Below are 15,568 nucleotides of genomic sequence, written 5' to 3' on the forward strand. Positions count from 1 at the left end.
GAAGGTCGAGGGTGACCTGCGCCGCGAGGTGCAGGCCGACATCCGCCGCAAGATCGAGATCGGTTGCTACCAGGGTCTGCGGCATCGTCGCGGCCTCCCGGTCCGCGGTCAGCGCACCAAGACCAACGCCCGCACTCGCAAGGGCCCGAAGAAGACCATCGCCGGGAAGAAGAAGTAATGCCTCCTAAGTCACGTAGCGCTGGCCCCAAGAAGGGCACCCGCCGCCGCGATAAGAAGAACGTCCCGCACGGCCACGCGCACATCAAGTCGACGTTCAACAACACGATCGTTTCGATCTGCGACCCCAACGGCAACGTGATCAGCTGGGCGTCGTCGGGTCACGTGGGCTTCAAGGGCTCGCGCAAGAGCACCCCGTTCGCCGCGCAGCTCGCCGCTGAGAACGCGGCTCGCAAGGCCCAGGAACACGGCGTCAAGAAGGTCGACGTGTTCGTCAAGGGTCCGGGCTCCGGTCGCGAGACCGCGATTCGCTCGCTGCAGGCCGCCGGCCTCGAAGTCGGCACGATCTCCGATGTCACCCCGCAGCCGCACAACGGTTGCCGTCCGCCCAAGCGGCGCCGGGTCTAGCGGGAAGGTAAGGACTAGAAACAATGGCTCGTTATACCGGACCCGCAACCAAGAAGTCGCGCCGTTTGCGCGTCGACCTCGTCGGCGAAGACAAGGCGTTTGAGCGCCGTCCCTACCCGCCCGGCCAGCACGGCCGCGCGCGGATCAAGGAGACCGAGTACCTGCTCCAGCTGCAGGAGAAGCAGAAGGCTCGCTTCACCTACGGCGTGATGGAGAAGCAGTTCCGCCGCTACTACGAAGAGGCGAACCGTCGCACCGGCAAGACCGGCGACGAACTGCTGAAGATCCTCGAGACCCGTCTCGACAACGTGGTCTACCGCGCCGGGCTCGCCCGCACGCGTCGCCAGGCCCGTCAGATGGTCAGCCACGGACACTTCACCGTCAACGGCGTGAAGGTCGACGTCCCCAGCTACCGCGTCAGCGCCTACGACATCATCGATGTCCGTCCGAAGTCGCTGTCGACGGTGCCGTTCCAGATCGCCAAGGAGATCCAGGGCGATCGGCCGGTGCCGGCGTGGCTGCAGGTCGTGCCGTCGACTCTGCGCATCCTCGTGCACAACGTGCCCGAGCGCGCGCAGATCGAGGTGCCGCTGACCGAGCAGCTCATCGTCGAGTACTACTCGAAGTAGCCGCTGATCCGGGGCCGTGCGGCCCCGGATCGGTCCGCCGCCTCCCGGCCATGCCGGGTCGGGGCGGAACGAACGCAAAAGCCAACAGCCACAAGGCTGTTCGGTCCACTTCTAGGCCGTCAAATAGCGGGCGGCCACAAGGAGAGAACAACCAACAATGCTCATTTCACAGCGACCCACCCTGTCCGAAGAGGTCATCGCCGAGAACCGCTCGAAGTTCGTCATCGAACCGCTCGAGCCCGGTTTCGGCTACACCCTGGGCAACTCGCTGCGCCGCACCCTGCTGTCGTCCATCCCGGGCGCCGCAGTCACCAGCGTCCGCATCGACGGTGTCCTGCACGAGTTCACGACCGTCGCCGGGGTCAAGGAAGATGTCACCGAGATCATCCTGAACCTCAAGGGCCTGGTCGTGTCCTCCGAAGAGGACGAGCCGGTCACCATGTACGTCCGCAAGCAGGGTCCCGGCGACGTCACGGGCGCTGACATCGTGCCGCCGACCGGTGTCACCGTGCACAACCCGGATCTGCACATCGCGACCCTCAACGACAAGGGCAAGCTCGAGATCGAGCTGGTCGTCGAGCGGGGCCGCGGCTACGTTCCGGCCGTGCAGAACAAGGCCACCGGCGCCGAGATCGGCCGCATCCCGGTCGACTCGATCTACTCGCCGGTCCTCAAGGTGACCTACAAGGTCGAGGCCACCCGTGTCGAGCAGCGCACCGACTTCGACCGCCTGGTGCTCGACGTCGAGACCAAGAACTCGATCACCCCGCGCGACGCGTTGGCGTCGGCCGGTACGACCCTGGTCGAGCTGTTCGGCCTGGCGCGCGAGCTCAACGTCGAGGCCGAGGGCATCGAGATCGGCCCGTCGCCGATCGAGGCCGACCACATGGCGTCGTTCAACCTGCCGATCGAGGACCTGGAGCTGACCGTGCGCAGCTACAACTGCCTCAAGCGCGAGGGTGTGCACACCGTGGGCGAGTTGGTTGCCCGGACCGAGTCGGATCTGCTCGACATCCGCAACTTCGGCCAGAAGTCGATCGACGAGGTCAAGGTGAAGCTGCACGCCATGGGCCTGTCCCTCAAGGACAGCCCGGCCAGCTTCGACCCGTCGCAGGTCGCGGGTTACGACCCGGCCACCGGCACCTGGTCCGACGATGCGGGCCTCGATGACGGCGGCGAGGATTTCGCTGAGACCGAGCAACTGTAAGCGGCTGTACCAAAACCCCGACCCACTCGTGAGAGTCGGTCACCTCTGAGGAGAAGACAATGCCCAAGCCCACCAAGGGTGCCCGCCTCGGCGGGTCGGCCAGCCACCAGAAGGCGATCCTGGCGAACCTCGCCACCTCGCTGTTCGAGCACGGCCGCATCACCACCACCGAGGCCAAGGCCAAGCGCCTGCGCCCGTACGCCGAGAAGCTCATCACCCACGCGAAGGCCGGCACGCTCGCCGATCGCCGCCAGGTGCTGAAGTTCATCCGCGACAAGGACATCGTGCACGTCCTGTTCGCCGAGATCGGCCCGTCCTTTGCCGAGCGTCCGGGCGGCTACACCCGCATCATCAAGACGCTTCCGCGCAAGGGTGACAACGCCCCGATGGCCGTGATCGAGCTCGTTCGCGAGTCGACCGTGACCACCGAGGCCAACCGCGCGAACCGGGTCGCCGCGTCGAAGAAGGCCGACGACAAGCCGGCCAAGGCTGACGAGGCGAAGGCCGACGAGAAGCCGGCCAAGGCCGCGAAGGCGAAGGCCGATGACGAGCAGGCCGCTGAGGCGGACGCCAAGCCCGCGAAGGCCGTCGAGACCGAAGCCGCGGCCGACGAGCTGCCGGCCGGCGCGCACGCGCCGCTGGCCGACGGCGGGGAGCCCGAGGGCTTCCCGATCAAGGGCAACGCTTCGTCGAAGCTGTACCACCGTCCCGGCACCCGCTTCTACGAGAGCACCGAGGCCGAGATCTGGTTCGCGACCGACGCTGACGCCGAGGCCGCCGGTTACCAGCTGCCCCCGTCGCAGCGCGACGAGGACTAGTCTCGCGACGATCGTCAGATCGTCGTGCCTGATCAGATGACGTCGAACCCCGCTACCGATTCCGGTGGCGGGGTTTGTCGTCTGCGGTTAGACGTCGGCTACGACGGCACCGACTTCCACGGCTGGGCGGCGCAGCCGGGCCGCCGCACCGTGGAGGGCGTCCTCACCGATGCACTGGGCACCGTGCTGCGCGAGTCCGTCAACCTCACCGTCGCCGGCCGCACCGACGCCGGGGTTCACGCGACGGGGCAGGTGGCCCACTTCGACGTGCCGCGCGCGGCGCTGGACACCCGGTCGATCCACGGCGACCCGTCCACGCTGGTCCGGCGTCTGGCCAAGATGCTGCCCGACGACGTACGGGTCAAGGCGGTGGAGGACGTCTCCACGGATTTCGATGCCCGGTTCGCCGCGTTGCGCAGGCACTACGTCTACCGGCTGTCCGACGCGTCGTGGGGAGCGGAGCCGGTGGCAGCGCGCACGACCGCCGACTGGACGCGACCGATCGACCTCGAACTGCTCAACGCCGCGTCGGCGACTCTCGTCGGTCTGCACGACTTCGCCGCCTTCTGCCGGTTCCGTCCGGGGTCCACGACGATCCGCGACCTACAGGCCTTCGAGTGGCGCCGCGACGGCGACGGGGTGCTGGTCGGGCGGGTCACCGCGGATGCCTTCTGCTGGTCGATGGTCCGCTCCCTGGTCGGGGCGGTCGCGACGGTCGGCGAGGGTCGCCGCGACGTCGATTGGTGTGCGGGGCTGCTCGCCCAGACGAGTCGCAGCGCAGAGGTCCCGGTGGCCCAGGCGCGGGGTCTGTGCCTGACCGGCGTCGACTATCCGTCGCCGGACCAGTGGGCGGCGCGAGCCGAGAAGACCCGCGACCTACGGGATCCCGGGCAGGTAGACGGGGACGTCGGGCAGGTGTCCGTGCAGGTGGACCAGGACTCCGGGCAGGTCGACCAGGACTCCGGGCAGGTCGACCGGGATTCCGGTGGAACGGGTTGTTGCGGCGGCTAGCGAAACCTCCGCCGACCGTGCCCAGATTTCCGCCGACCGTGCCCACAATCCCGCCGACCGTGCCCACAATTTCGCCGATCGTGCCCACAATTCCGCCGACTGGGCGTCGGCGCGACGCGATTGCCGCGCTGTCTCAGGCGGCCGCGAGCGACCGGGCGTAGGCGACGCGGTTGCTGATGTCGGCCATCGACGCCGGGCTGACGGCCGGAATGTTGCTGACATGCGTGCGAGTGCCGTCGGTGACGACGACCTGGATGTAACCGGAGGTGACCTGGTCCTTCATCAACAAGAACAGCAAGCTCAGCGCGCAGATGAGGACGAAGCCGACCAGCGCGAGAATCAGGCCGGTCTGCGAGATCTGCTCGGTCGTCACCGACATGTCGGTCACCGACCACTGAGTGTTCGCGATGGGGAAGGTGCCCGTCGGGGTGATTACGTGCGTCTGGGTGACGGTGATGTCGCCGATGACGACCAGGGGCTGGCCGTACCCGCCATCGGGTGCCGGAGTCGGAGCGTTCGCGAACCCGGGCTGCGCGCCCGGAGCCGGGTACGTCGGGTACCCGGGCGGCGTCGGCATCGGCTCGTAGGGCCCGTTCGGTTGCTGCTGGGGGTCGGTCACCGGCCCATCGTGCCACATCACGGGCCTGCTGTGTCCACTACGTAGCGCTGCGCTCGATCGCCATCGCCTCGTAGACGTCGCTGCGGGTTTCGGCGCTGAGCGCGCCGGTGCTGTCCTGCTCGACCGGGTCAGCGCCGTCGAGGAGCATGGTGCGCCAGGCCCGCGGGTCGAAGGTGCCGGGGCTGCTCGTCGCGATGAAATCGTCGACGAGGCGGGCGAACCTGTCGGGCTCGTCGCGGAACGGGAAGTGGCCGCAGCCGTCGAAGGTCGCGAGCCGTGCGCCAGGAATGGCGGCGTGGGCGAGTTCGGCGTGCCGGTACGGAATCACGGCGTCGTCGGTGCCCCATGCGACCAGCACCGGGATGTTCGCCGTCAGGTAGCTGCGATCGAGCATGGACACGTGCTGGCCGCGCCAGTCGACGACCGCCCGCAGGGTCCGGCCGAAAGCGGCGCGCGCATCAGGCGGGCTCAGGTCGCGCAGGATGCGCATGAGGTCGGCCCGGTCGATCAGGTGGCGACTAGGTGAGAGCGGCTTGGCCGGGCCGGGCAGCAGCGGGGAGGCGGCCAGCGCGCGGGCCGCGGTGTCGAGCGCCGTCATGACTCCGGGAACACGCAGGAGTGCCAATGCCTGACTCGTCCCCGGCAGCGTCGCCAAACGTAGTGCGGGCGACACGTCGCGGGTGACGCCGCCGGCCGAGACGAGTACCAGTCGCGACACCATCGACGGGTACTGGTAGCTGAACTGCATCGCCACGCCACCGCCGAGCGAGTGGCCGACCAGGGTCACCCGCTCGTGGCCGAGAACCCACAGCAGGTCGCGGACGCCGTTGGCGAATGCCGCGACCGAGTAGTCCGCACGCGGCTTGTCGGAGAAGCCGTGGCCGAGCAGATCGGGAGCGATGACGGTGTAGCGCGCCGCGAGCCTGGTCATGATCGGCTCCCACGTCGACGAGTTGTCGCCGATACCGTGGATCAATACGACGACCGGCCCGCTGCCCACGATGCGATAGGCGCGTCGATAGCCGTGAATCGTCCGGTAGCGAAGGCGGATTCGGGGCCGGCCGACGGCAGGTGTGCTGCCGACGTGAATCGCGTCGATGGTCATGACGACCTCCTTGCTTCGACGTGGTACCCCGAGTCAACCGCACAGCGGACGGTCGTGCGCGTCGGCAGCACCGATGTAGCAAGGTTTTTACATTCGCCCCGTCGACCGGGAAGCAACGGAAGTCCGGTTTCCTTGTGCCGTGCCGACCGGTCTTGTGTACTGACGACCATGTCTTCCACCCGATCGTCGGAGATCACGCTGCCCTCGTTGCTCGGCGGCGCCTGGAAGTTGTCCCGCGACCTGCCCCGGATGGCCGGACAGCTTCCATCGCTGATCAATCTCAGTCCCAGTCGCAAATGGACCATCGGCAAAGCGTTCGCGAAAGCGGCCGCCGCCCACCCGGATCGACCGTTTCTGCGCATGGGTTCGTCGATACACACCTACGGCGAGTGCAACCGCCGGGCGAACCGGTGGGCGGCGGTCCTCGCCGACAACGGGGTCGGCAGGGGCGACGTCGTCGCCGTCATGGCCCGCAACAGTGTCGAGGTCGTGATCGCGGTGCTGGCGACGGTGAAGCTCGGGGCCATCGCCGGCATGGTCAACTACAACCAGACCGGCGAGGTTCTCGATCACAGCCTCGGGCTGTTGGCGCCGCCCGGTGAAACGCGCCGAGGTGCCCGTGTATTGATTACCGACGGCACGTGCGACGGCAACCTCGCGACCGCGTCGGCCCAAGCGGTGCCCCCGACGCGGTTGACGTTCGCCGACCTCGACGCGACCGGGAATGATCTGGCAGTCGCCGATCCGGCCGTCAACGCGAATCCCGCGGTCACCGCGGCGCTGCCCGCCGACATTCCGGCGTTCTACATCTTCACCTCCGGTACGACGGGTTACCCGAAGGCCTCGATCATGAGTCACTCCCGGTGGCATTTCGTGATGGCTGGAATGGGTGCCGCGATCCGGTTGCGCAGCGACGACGTCATGTACTGCGCCTTGCCGCTGTACCACAACAACGCCTTGACGGTCTCGTTCGGCGCCGTGCTGGGGGCGGGGGCCTGTTTGGCGATCGGCGAGAAGTTCTCGGCGTCGCGCTTCTTCGACGACATCATCGCCAACGATGCGACCGCCTTCTGCTACATCGGTGAACTGTGCCGCTACCTGCTCGCCGTCGAGCCCAAGCCCACCGACCGGGCCCACCGCGTGCGGCTGGCCGCGGGCAATGGTCTGCGCCCGGACATCTGGGACGAGTTCCAGCAGCGGTTCGGGATCGAGCGCATCATGGAGTTCTACGGGGCCAGCGAATCCAACATCGGATTCGTGAACCTGTTCGGCCAGCGCAAGACGGTGGGCTTCTCGCCGTTGCCGCATGCCATCGTCGAGGTGGACGTGACCACCGGCGAGCCGTTGCGCGACGCACGCGGTCGTTGTCGGCGCGTGAAGAAGGGCGAGCCCGGCCTGTTGCTGGGCCGCATCTTGCCGGTGGCGCGACTCGACGGCTACACCGATCCGGCGGCGACCGAGAAGAAGATCGTGCGCGACGTGTTTCGTCGCGGCGACGCCTACTTCAACACGGGCGACCTGGTGTATTCGCAGGGCTACGGACATATCGGGTTCGCCGACCGGCTCGGCGACACCTTCCGGTGGAAGGGGGAGAACGTAGCCACGACCGAGGTCGAGAACGTTCTCAACGGTGTGGACGGCATCGCGGAGTCCGTCGTATACGGGGTCGCGGTGCCCGGTGCCGACGGTCGCGCCGGGATGGCCGCGGTCGTCGTCGGCGACGACCTCGACTGGGAGGGGCTGGCGCGCGCGGTGCGGGCGAAGCTCCCCTCCTACGCGGTGCCGTTGTTCGTGCGCGTCGTGCCTGAGCTCGAGCACACCTCCACGTTCAAGGCGCGTCGTGTCGAACTGCGCGAGGAAGGGTATTCGCGAATCGGCGACGACGAGGTTCGCGTCCTCGACGGCGATGCCGGCTACGTGCCGTTCTACCCGGAGTTCGTGTCGAACCTGACCGCGGGGAGAAGGTAGGAACCACTGCTTGCTGCGAAAGCAGGTCTATGCAATCGCGCGATGAATGATAGTATGTCTACTACATTCAGTCCTACTGTGAATACGAAGGAGTGCGATGAGATCAACGGACGAGGATCTAGACGGCGAGGTGGCGGTCGACGTCGACGGCCTGCGCATGCGATACGGATCGACCGACGTCCTGCACGATGTTTCGTTCCGGGCACGACGGGGCGAGGTGCTGGTGATGCTGGGTCCGAATGGAGCCGGCAAGACGACGACCGTCGAGATCCTCGAGGGGTTCCGCGGGCGCTCGGCGGGCCGAGTGGTCGTCCTGGGAACCGATCCCGAACACGGCGACGAGAGGTGGCGCTCGCAGATCGGCGTCGTGCTGCAATCGTGGCGCGACCATGCGAAGTGGCGCGTCCGCGAACTCATCAACCACCTCGGCTCGTTCTATCGTCCGTATTCCACCGACACCATCGGCAGGCCGCGCGACAGTGACGAGCTCATCGAACTCGTCGGTCTCACCGACCAGCGCGACGCCAAGGTTTCGACGTTGTCCGGCGGTCAGCGGCGCAGGCTCGACGTGGCGATCGCCATCGTGGGCAAGCCGCAGCTCTTGTTCATGGACGAGCCGACCGCGGGACTGGATCCGGCCGCCCGCCGCGATTTCCACGACCTCGTTCATCGGCTGGCGGACCTCGAAGACACGACGATTCTCCTGACCACCCATGATCTGGACGAAGCGGAGAAGGTCGCCGACCGCATTCTCATTCTGGCCGGCGGCCGGATCATCGCCGATGGTTCGGCCGACGAGTTGTCCCGCCTCATCGCCGGGGAGGCCGAGGTTCGCTGGACCGCCGACGACCAGCGGTTCGTTCACACGACGACCGAGTCGACCAAGTTCGTACACGAACTCTTCAAACAGCACGGCGACGGCATCGGCGAACTCGAGGTCCGGCGCGCCAGTCTTGAGGACACCTACATGACGTTGGTCCGCCGCCACGAATCCGGCGAGTCCCTCGGCGAGCGATTCGCCCCTCGTTCAAACCTCGTGGAGGTAACCCGATGAACCCCACCAGCAACGCCGTTCGGGCCGGTTTCGTCCGCGGCGGCGTAGAACTCCGGCAGGTGTTCACGCACGCGCCCGACCTGATCGGTCAATTCCTGACACCCGCGATCACCCTCGCCGTGCTGTACCTCCTGCGCGACCGTCAGTACGCGGACAGCGATCTCTCCATCGCGCAACTCGCGCTCCCCGGCCTGATCGCCACCATCGTCGTGTTCAACGGGCTGTTCGCCGTCACGAACGTCCTGGTCCTCGACCGCGAGGACGGAACCCTGCTCCGGGCGAAGACGGCGCCGAACGGGATGGTCGGCTACTTCGTCGGCAAGGTCGTCACGGCGACCGGTTCGGTGCTCCTCCAGGTGGCGGTCGTGCTGCTGGCGGGAATGGCGATCATCGGCGGGTCGTCGTTCGACGGTGCCGGTGCGTGGGCGACGTTCCTGTGGGTCGTGCTCCTCAGCCTGCTCGCGGCGCTGCCGGTCGGCGCCATACTGGGGAGCATGCTCGACGGACCCCGCGCGACTTTCCTGTTGACCATGCCGCTGATGGGCCTGGTCGGCATCTCCGGGATCTTCTACCCGCTGTCCGCGCTCCCCGGTTGGCTGCAGGGCGTCGCGCAGGTGTTCCCGATGTACTGGAGCGGGCTCGGTATGCGGTCGGCTTTGCTGCCGCCCGAGGCGGCCTCGGTCGAACTCGGCGAATCTTGGCGCCACGTCGAGACCGCCGCGGTCCTGGGTGTGTGGGCTGTGGTCGGATTCGCGGTCGCGCCCGTCGTGTTGCGACGAATGGCGAGTCGCGAATCGGGGTCGAGCGTCGCGGCGCGGCATGAGAAGGCGATCCAGCGTGCCTTCTGAAGTCATCTACAACCGCATCGCGATGTTGCGGGCCGAGCGCGGGATCTCGCGACGAGAGCTGGCGCAAGCTCTCGGCGTCCACTATCAGACCGTCGGCTACCTGGAGCGCGGCGAGTACAGCCCGAGCCTGCACCTGGCACTGCGCATCGCGGCCTACTTCGAGGTGGCGGTGGAGGTGGTCTTCTCGACGGAACCGTTCCCACGGCTGGGTTCGGCAACCGGGACGGCATAAGCCCGGGCGGGAAGGCTGCCGGTTGCGCCCGCCCGATCATCCGATGGAACCGTTCGGCCCTCCGGTGCGTCTAATCCCATATGCGGCGAGACGCGCCGCGAGGGGGAGGGGCAATGACGACCGGTGCGATATCCACCGCGCACGAATGGGTTGACTCGCGGACCACGACGCAATCGCGATCCGGTGCCGTCACGGTGACGACCACCGCTCAGGGGCTGCCCGTGGCCATCCGCCTCGCCGATTCGGCGATGAGGCTTGGCGCCGATGCGCTCGCCTCGCAGGTACTGGCACTGTGCGAGCAGGGCCGGATCGCGGCCAGCGTGCGGCTACGCGAACTTCTGGCCGCGGACGGGGTCGACGACGAGGTGCTCGCGACGATGTCGCTGGCCACGACGGATGACTTGGCCAGGGTCCAAGCCGTCGACGACGAGCAGGCGTGTGCGCCGCGGACCTGGTTTCGGTGACGCGATGGCTAATCCGCAACTCGACGAACTCCTCGCCCAAGCCACGGTCGCGGCCGGGCGAATGGCCGACCTCGCCGATGGCTACGCCGCGCTCGTCGGTGAGGCGAGCGACGCGAACAAGCTGGTCGTCGCACGGGTCGACGGATCGGGTGCGCTCGTCGGACTCGATCTCGACTCGGCCGCCATGCGGCTGGGTTCTGCGGACCTGGGTGAGCTGATCGTGTCGACGGCGATGGTCGCCGCGCAGCGGGCCTATGCGCAACGGGCGGCGCTCACCGACGATTTCAATCGCGAGTTCGGCGAACTCGCTTCATACGATCCGGCGAATCAGGGGGAACGTCGATGAGTTCGGTGACGGTGTTCGGCGGAGCACTGGAGGGTTTGGCGGCCACCTCCGGAGCCATGGGGACGGCTCTCGCGACGGGCGGAGGGGTCAACGCGGCGGCCAACACCGCAGCGATGGCCGCGGTGTTCGGCGTGATCGGCCAGGAGTTCGTCGCGGCCTTCGTCGCAGCCCAGGCGGCGCATCTCGCGGCGGTCGGAAACATCGCGGCCGTACACGCCGGGACGGCCGCGTCGCTGTTGGCCGGGTCCGTCGAGTTCTCCGCAGCCGATGCGGCCGGTGCCGCCATGGTTCGGTGAACAGCGTTCCCGGCCCGGCCGCGGGCACGTCGACGGGGGAGCTGACAGTGGAGGGAGCGTTGCGCTCCGCTGGGTTGGGGCCGGTCCTCGACGCGCCGGTGTCGCAGGTGCTGAGGTCGCTCGGACTGCCGTCGTTGCCCGCCGTGCCTCCCTTGCCGCCGCTGCCCGGATTGCCGCCGCTGCCGGTGCTCGACCTGACCGCTCTGCTGAAGCCGCTCACCGACCTGCTCGGGGCGTTCGGAACCGCCGACCTCGCCGGTGCCGGTGACCCGAGCAAGATCTTCAGCGGCCTGTCCACCCTGCTCGATCTCACGGTGCAGGGGACCACCGCCGCCCTCCGCGCGGTCGACCAGGTGTGGACCGGTGCGGCGTCGACCACGGCTGCCGCGAAGATGGGGAAGACGGCGGCGGAGACCGCGATGGTGTCGCGGCAGGGCAGCGCGATGTCGGTCGACATCACCGCGGCCGGAGGCATCGTGGCGACGGGACTCGCCGCGTTGCAGGCGGTTATCGTCAAGACCGTCGGTTTGGTGGCAGCGACGATGCCGGTCATCTGGACCCCACCGGGCCAGGCTGCCGCGCTCGCCGCCATCGGCGCGGGGCTCGCCGAGGCGACCGCGGTGGTCACCGCGACCAAGGTCCAGCTGCTCGCGCCGACCGCCACGATGGCGGCCAACGGTGCGCCCGTCGCGGTCGGCGGCGCTCCGGCAGCGGGAAGCTCGCCCTTCGGAATCGCCGCGACGGTCCTCGACTCGGTGGCCGGGCCGTTGAAGGCCGCGACCGGGGTGCTCGGCTCGGCACTGGCGGCCGGTGCCCGCGGCACCGTCGGGGCGAAGGCGGTGAAATCGGCGGCCGACCGGACGGGTACCCGAGCTGAGAAAGACAAGTCTGGAAACTGTCGAACCGACGGGCAGCGCGACGGCGCCACCGGGCTCGCCGGTGTGCGGGGATCCGCGGTTTCCGGGATGGGCGGCGGTGGGCGTGCCAGCGGCCTCGGCGTCGCCCGGGAGGTGACGGCCGAATACAGCGCCCGCACCCCGGTGCCGGGAGGCACGGAGCCGGCGGCGGTATCCGTCGCGCCTCATGCGACGCCGGGTGCGACGGCGACCGCGGGATCGGGGGCAGCGGTCGCACCGATGGGAGCGGCCGGTGCGCTCGGTGCCCATGCGATGGGACGAGTCGTCGGCGGTGCGGCGATCGTTCCCCGATCCGACGAGGCCGTCGCCGACTGCGACCAGACCTGGGCGCCTGCCGTGTTCGGGGACGATCAGCGTCCGCCATCCGATCCCGCGGCAGATGTCGATACGACGAGCGAAAGGCTCGCGGCACTCAAGGAGGAGTTGTTGTCATGACGTCGAATCTGACCGCCGACCTGTCGGCCATGGCCGATGTTGCCAAGGCACTCGACGACGTCGCGTCGTGTCTCGACACCTTGGTCGCTGACCGCGCCGCCGGGTTCGCTCCGTCGTCCGCCGGCGACGACGAAGTCAGCCGGGCGGTAGCAGGGGCATTGCGCAGCGCGGGAGAGCGCCTGGGTGTCGACGCTGCCGACGGAGCCGCGCAGCTCCGGGCCTTCGCCGTCGCCTTGCGCTCCCAGGCCGAGGCCATGAGGGCGGCCGACGCCGCCGAGGTCTGACCCGTGGACCCGCGGACCGGTTTCACCGGCGTTGATTGGTCGGCACGCCCGGCCGAGCGACTGCGCGCTGATTTGATGGCCGGGGCCGGGCCGATTCCGCTCGGTGACTGCGCACAGGCCTGGGCGAGCGCGGCCGACGACCTGGCCGCGCTGGTGATCCGCACCCGCCGGGCCGCCGCGGCGATATCGGCGCATTGGGACTCTCCGGGCGCGAGCCAGGCGGTGACGGTGCTCGGCCGGTTGCCGGGGTGGCTCGACGCGCTTGCGCGCCGGGCCCAGCAGGAACGCGACCTCGCTCGTGCGGCGATGAGTGCGGTCGAGGCGGCCAGGTTGTCGATGCCGGCCGCCGCGGTGCTCGACGATGCTCGTGCTCGCGTCGTGGCGCTCGGCAACACGATCGGATTCGCCGCCATGATGACCGGTGGTGTGGCCCGCTCCGAACGTGCGCTGGCGGAATCGGCTGCTGCCGCCGCCAGGGTGATGGCCGACTACGAACGCTCGTCGACCGAGGCGGCGACCACTCCGCGCCCACCGCTGCCCGCCCCGGTGCTTACGCGTGCGGACGGCGCGAGTGCGCCGGCAACCGCTAGCCGTGGGGCCTCCGGGGGTGCTGGCGGAGCCGTCGCCGCATCGGTACCCCGGGTCCTCGGCGCCTTTTCCGCACCCCGATTCGCCGGCGGCCGTGTGGTGGGTGACGCCCGGAGTGGGGACGGGCAACGTCAGTCGCAGACCGCGGCGGGTGACCCCGCGCACCGCGTCGGCGGGGTGGGGCCAGTGGCGCCGCCCGCGGGGACTGCTGGCTCGTCGCGCGGTGCCTCCGCGTCGACGGATACCGCGTTCACCGTGCCGCTCGCCGCCGTCGACGACGCTTCCGACGAACCACTGACCTGGGCGGAGTTGACCACCCACGACCAGGTGCGGGTGTGCGGGGAGCCGACGAAAGACTCGGATCGCACAACCGTGTGATCCGGACCGAGAAAGAAGGGGGAACACCATGCCCGGATCAGGGCTCAACCTCGACGTCGCGGCGTCGATGGCGTCGACCAAGTCGGTCGCCGGGATCGTCGATGAAATGCAGCAGGTGATTCGCGCCATCCAGCAGGCGTCGCAGAACGCCGCGACCACCTGGAAGGGGAGGGCGTCGGGGGCGTATGACACGACGCATGCCGACTGGAGCGCGAGTGCCACCAAGCTGAACGTCGCGCTTGAGGACATCAAGGCCAAACTGACCTCGTCGTTCGCCGGCTACGGCGACGAAGACGACTCGGGTGCGGCGACCATCACCGGTTCGTTGGCCGTCTGAGACGGCGGGGAGGGGAGAACCATGAGTGTCATCCAGTACGACTTCGGCGCGCTCGACGCGTTGACCAGCGACCTGAACCGTAACTTCGCCCGACTCGAACAGTTGTCGGGCCAGTTGCGCACCCAGGTGAACGCCTTGGCCTCGCACTGGCAGTCCGTGCAGGGCGCGCAGGCCTACCAGGAGGCTCAAGCCCACTGGGATCGCGTTTTCGACGAGTCACGCGGTCGCCTGAACAACCTGAGCAATGCGGTCTCCAAAGCGTCTTCGACGATGGGGAACACCGACATGCGGGTGGGTCGCACCTTCGCGGTCTGATTCGTCGGGGGCCGCCGCCACCCACGCGGGTGGCGGCGGTCGTTCCGGCGTCGCCACGAGGGGAATCGGCCGGGCGTCGCGCGTCCGCATCGGCGTGCGCCTAAGCTTCGTGGGGTCTGTCCCACAACGAAAGGTCCGCACCGATGGCCGGAGGACTCGCGGCGCTCCTCGACGATGTCGCAATGCTGGTGAAGCTGACCGCCGCCTCCATCGACGACGTCGGTGCTGCCGCCGGCAAGGCGAGCACGAAGGCGGTGGGCGTCATCGTCGACGACGCTGCCGTCACCCCGCGCTACGTGCAGGGCATCTCGCCCAAGCGCGAGCTGACGATCATCGGGAAGATCGCGCGTGGCTCGATCCGCAACAAGCTCGTCTTCATCCTCCCGGCGATCATGCTGCTCAGCCAATTCGCGCCATGGGCGCTGACGCCGCTGCTCATGATCGGTGGAACGTACCTCTGCTTCGAGGGCGCCGAGAAGATCTGGGAGAAGATCACCGGCCATCACTCGGAGGTGCAGACGCCCGCCGCGCAGGCGGGGCCCGATCAGGAGAAGACCCTGGTCGGCGGAGCCGTCCGCACCGACTTCATCCTTTCCGCCGAGATCATGGTCATCGCCCTGAGCGAAGTGGCCGACGAGAGCTTCTGGATGCGTCTCGGCGCCCTGGTCGTCGTCGCCTTCTTCATCACCGCCCTCGTCTACGGGGTCGTCGCGGTGATCGTGAAGATGGACGACGTCGGGCTGGCGATGGTGCGGCGACGCAGCAAGCTGGCGAGGCGCACCGGTCGGTACCTGGTGCGCGCGATGCCCGTCCTCATGGCTGTGCTGTCCTACGTCGGTGTCATCGCCATGTTGTGGGTCGGCGGTCACATTGTGCTCAACGGGATTCATGAGCTCGGCTGGGACCCGCTCTACGACTTCGTGCACCACCTCCAGGAGAAGGCGGCCCACGCCGCGCCGTTCTTCGGCGGCTTCGTCGGCTGGCTGGTGAATACCTTCTTCTCCGCCATCCTCGGCTTCGTCGTCGGCTCCGTGGTGGCGGGAATCGTGCACGTGGTCAAGCCGCACAAGCCCGCGCCCTCCGAGCAACCTGCGCCGGGCGAGGCCCAGACGTAACACGACTGTCACAGCAT

The 15,568-nt window shown here is 68.4% G+C and carries 21 protein-coding genes; 19 read left to right on the forward strand and 2 right to left on the reverse strand.

Features of this window, described 5'->3' with window-relative positions:
• The 6 genes from rpsM to truA all read left to right on the forward strand — a co-directional run.
• Positions 1-178: 30S ribosomal protein S13 (gene rpsM / locus GOARA_RS08890; protein WP_007322014.1), on the forward strand; the 178-nt coding region annotated here is incomplete at its 5' end.
• On the forward strand, positions 178-585 hold the full coding sequence (gene rpsK, locus GOARA_RS08895) for a 30S ribosomal protein S11 (protein WP_007322015.1): 408 nt from the start codon (positions 178-180) through the stop codon (positions 583-585). The genes rpsM and rpsK, both read left to right, overlap by 1 nt.
• Before the next feature lie 23 nt (positions 586-608).
• Positions 609-1,214: a 30S ribosomal protein S4 gene (rpsD, locus tag GOARA_RS08900; RefSeq protein ID WP_007322016.1), complete on the forward strand. Its 606-nt coding sequence runs from the start codon at positions 609-611 to the stop codon at positions 1,212-1,214.
• 157 nt (positions 1,215-1,371) lie between these two features.
• Positions 1,372-2,421 (forward strand): DNA-directed RNA polymerase subunit alpha, encoded by a 1,050-nt coding sequence (locus tag GOARA_RS08905; RefSeq protein WP_007322017.1) that lies wholly within the window; start codon positions 1,372-1,374, stop codon positions 2,419-2,421.
• A 59-nt stretch (positions 2,422-2,480) separates the two neighbouring features.
• Complete coding sequence (gene rplQ / locus GOARA_RS08910) at positions 2,481-3,239, forward strand: 50S ribosomal protein L17, sunset domain variant (protein ID WP_007322018.1); 759 nt, start codon at positions 2,481-2,483, stop codon at positions 3,237-3,239.
• 36 nt (positions 3,240-3,275) lie between these two features.
• Positions 3,276-4,250, forward strand: a complete 975-nt coding sequence (truA, locus tag GOARA_RS08915; RefSeq protein WP_007322019.1) for a tRNA pseudouridine(38-40) synthase TruA — start codon at positions 3,276-3,278, stop codon at positions 4,248-4,250.
• A 133-nt stretch (positions 4,251-4,383) separates the two neighbouring features.
• Here truA and GOARA_RS08920 read toward each other — a convergent pair whose 3' ends face one another.
• Positions 4,384-4,887, reverse strand: coding sequence for a hypothetical protein (locus GOARA_RS08920; protein ID WP_007322020.1), 504 nt, complete (start codon positions 4,885-4,887; stop codon positions 4,384-4,386).
• A gap of 19 nt (positions 4,888-4,906) precedes the next feature.
• On the reverse strand, positions 4,907-5,974 hold the full coding sequence (locus tag GOARA_RS08925; protein WP_007322021.1) for an alpha/beta fold hydrolase: 1,068 nt from the start codon (positions 5,972-5,974) through the stop codon (positions 4,907-4,909).
• A gap of 168 nt (positions 5,975-6,142) precedes the next feature.
• Between GOARA_RS08925 and GOARA_RS08930 the strand changes: the two genes are divergently transcribed.
• The 13 genes from GOARA_RS08930 to GOARA_RS08990 all read left to right on the forward strand — a co-directional run bounded on the left by GOARA_RS08930 (position 6,143) and on the right by GOARA_RS08990 (position 15,551).
• On the forward strand, positions 6,143-7,942 hold the full coding sequence (locus tag GOARA_RS08930; RefSeq protein WP_007322022.1) for a long-chain-acyl-CoA synthetase: 1,800 nt from the start codon (positions 6,143-6,145) through the stop codon (positions 7,940-7,942).
• A gap of 97 nt (positions 7,943-8,039) precedes the next feature.
• The gene (locus GOARA_RS08935) at positions 8,040-8,996 is read left to right on the forward strand and encodes an ABC transporter ATP-binding protein (protein ID WP_007322023.1); all 957 of its coding nucleotides are present in this window, start codon (positions 8,040-8,042) and stop codon (positions 8,994-8,996) included.
• Positions 8,993-9,844 (forward strand): ABC transporter permease, encoded by an 852-nt coding sequence (locus GOARA_RS08940; protein ID WP_007322024.1) that lies wholly within the window; start codon positions 8,993-8,995, stop codon positions 9,842-9,844. Before GOARA_RS08935 ends, GOARA_RS08940 begins: the two co-directional genes overlap by 4 nt.
• The gene (locus tag GOARA_RS08945) at positions 9,834-10,076 is read left to right on the forward strand and encodes a helix-turn-helix transcriptional regulator (RefSeq protein ID WP_007322025.1); all 243 of its coding nucleotides are present in this window, start codon (positions 9,834-9,836) and stop codon (positions 10,074-10,076) included. The genes GOARA_RS08940 and GOARA_RS08945 overlap by 11 nt, the downstream gene beginning before the upstream one ends.
• Positions 10,077-10,189: 113 nt before the next feature.
• Complete coding sequence (locus tag GOARA_RS08950) at positions 10,190-10,540, forward strand: hypothetical protein (RefSeq protein WP_007322026.1); 351 nt, start codon at positions 10,190-10,192, stop codon at positions 10,538-10,540.
• A 4-nt stretch (positions 10,541-10,544) separates the two neighbouring features.
• Positions 10,545-10,886 carry a YbaB/EbfC family nucleoid-associated protein gene (locus tag GOARA_RS08955; RefSeq protein WP_007322027.1) on the forward strand — a complete coding sequence of 114 codons (342 nt, stop codon included), beginning with the start codon at positions 10,545-10,547 and terminating at the stop codon, positions 10,884-10,886.
• Positions 10,883-11,182: a type VII secretion target gene (locus tag GOARA_RS08960; RefSeq protein WP_007322028.1), complete on the forward strand. Its 300-nt coding sequence runs from the start codon at positions 10,883-10,885 to the stop codon at positions 11,180-11,182. Before GOARA_RS08955 ends, GOARA_RS08960 begins: the two co-directional genes overlap by 4 nt.
• Positions 11,179-12,534, forward strand: coding sequence for a hypothetical protein (locus tag GOARA_RS08965; RefSeq protein WP_007322029.1), 1,356 nt, complete (start codon positions 11,179-11,181; stop codon positions 12,532-12,534). Before GOARA_RS08960 ends, GOARA_RS08965 begins: the two co-directional genes overlap by 4 nt.
• On the forward strand, positions 12,531-12,818 hold the full coding sequence (locus tag GOARA_RS08970) for a PE domain-containing protein (protein ID WP_007322030.1): 288 nt from the start codon (positions 12,531-12,533) through the stop codon (positions 12,816-12,818). The genes GOARA_RS08965 and GOARA_RS08970 overlap by 4 nt, the downstream gene beginning before the upstream one ends.
• A 3-nt stretch (positions 12,819-12,821) precedes the next feature.
• On the forward strand, positions 12,822-13,784 hold the full coding sequence (locus GOARA_RS08975) for a PPE domain-containing protein (protein ID WP_007322031.1): 963 nt from the start codon (positions 12,822-12,824) through the stop codon (positions 13,782-13,784).
• A 28-nt stretch (positions 13,785-13,812) separates the two neighbouring features.
• Entirely contained in the window at positions 13,813-14,121 is a 309-nt protein-coding gene (locus GOARA_RS08980; protein ID WP_007322032.1) for a WXG100 family type VII secretion target, read from the forward strand.
• Between the two features lie 21 nt (positions 14,122-14,142).
• Positions 14,143-14,436 carry a WXG100 family type VII secretion target gene (locus GOARA_RS08985; protein WP_007322033.1) on the forward strand — a complete coding sequence of 98 codons (294 nt, stop codon included), beginning with the start codon at positions 14,143-14,145 and terminating at the stop codon, positions 14,434-14,436.
• Between the two features lie 143 nt (positions 14,437-14,579).
• Positions 14,580-15,551: a DUF808 domain-containing protein gene (locus GOARA_RS08990; RefSeq protein WP_007322034.1), complete on the forward strand. Its 972-nt coding sequence runs from the start codon at positions 14,580-14,582 to the stop codon at positions 15,549-15,551.
• The last annotated feature ends 17 nt before the right edge of the window (positions 15,552-15,568 follow it).

The organism is Gordonia araii NBRC 100433, assembly GCF_000241265.1.
GTDB classification, from domain to species: Bacteria; Actinomycetota; Actinomycetes; order Mycobacteriales; family Mycobacteriaceae; genus Gordonia; species Gordonia araii.

Coding starts and splice junctions, on each gene's coding strand:
- GOARA_RS08920 (WP_007322020.1), bottom strand. CDS start 4,887: ATGTGGCACGATGGGCCGGTGACCGACCCCCAGCAGCAACCGAACGGG.
- GOARA_RS08970 (WP_007322030.1), top strand. CDS start 12,531: ATGACGTCGAATCTGACCGCCGACCTGTCGGCCATGGCCGATGTTGCC.
- GOARA_RS08960 (WP_007322028.1), top strand. CDS start 10,883: ATGAGTTCGGTGACGGTGTTCGGCGGAGCACTGGAGGGTTTGGCGGCC.
- truA (WP_007322019.1), top strand. CDS start 3,276: ATGACGTCGAACCCCGCTACCGATTCCGGTGGCGGGGTTTGTCGTCTG.
- GOARA_RS08985 (WP_007322033.1), top strand. CDS start 14,143: ATGAGTGTCATCCAGTACGACTTCGGCGCGCTCGACGCGTTGACCAGC.
- rpsK (WP_007322015.1), top strand. CDS start 178: ATGCCTCCTAAGTCACGTAGCGCTGGCCCCAAGAAGGGCACCCGCCGC.
- GOARA_RS08990 (WP_007322034.1), top strand. CDS start 14,580: ATGGCCGGAGGACTCGCGGCGCTCCTCGACGATGTCGCAATGCTGGTG.
- GOARA_RS08925 (WP_007322021.1), bottom strand. CDS start 5,974: ATGACCATCGACGCGATTCACGTCGGCAGCACACCTGCCGTCGGCCGG.
- rplQ (WP_007322018.1), top strand. CDS start 2,481: ATGCCCAAGCCCACCAAGGGTGCCCGCCTCGGCGGGTCGGCCAGCCAC.
- GOARA_RS08905 (WP_007322017.1), top strand. CDS start 1,372: ATGCTCATTTCACAGCGACCCACCCTGTCCGAAGAGGTCATCGCCGAG.
- GOARA_RS08935 (WP_007322023.1), top strand. CDS start 8,040: ATGAGATCAACGGACGAGGATCTAGACGGCGAGGTGGCGGTCGACGTC.
- GOARA_RS08930 (WP_007322022.1), top strand. CDS start 6,143: ATGTCTTCCACCCGATCGTCGGAGATCACGCTGCCCTCGTTGCTCGGC.
- rpsD (WP_007322016.1), top strand. CDS start 609: ATGGCTCGTTATACCGGACCCGCAACCAAGAAGTCGCGCCGTTTGCGC.
- GOARA_RS08940 (WP_007322024.1), top strand. CDS start 8,993: ATGAACCCCACCAGCAACGCCGTTCGGGCCGGTTTCGTCCGCGGCGGC.
- GOARA_RS08955 (WP_007322027.1), top strand. CDS start 10,545: ATGGCTAATCCGCAACTCGACGAACTCCTCGCCCAAGCCACGGTCGCG.
- GOARA_RS08980 (WP_007322032.1), top strand. CDS start 13,813: ATGCCCGGATCAGGGCTCAACCTCGACGTCGCGGCGTCGATGGCGTCG.
- GOARA_RS08950 (WP_007322026.1), top strand. CDS start 10,190: ATGACGACCGGTGCGATATCCACCGCGCACGAATGGGTTGACTCGCGG.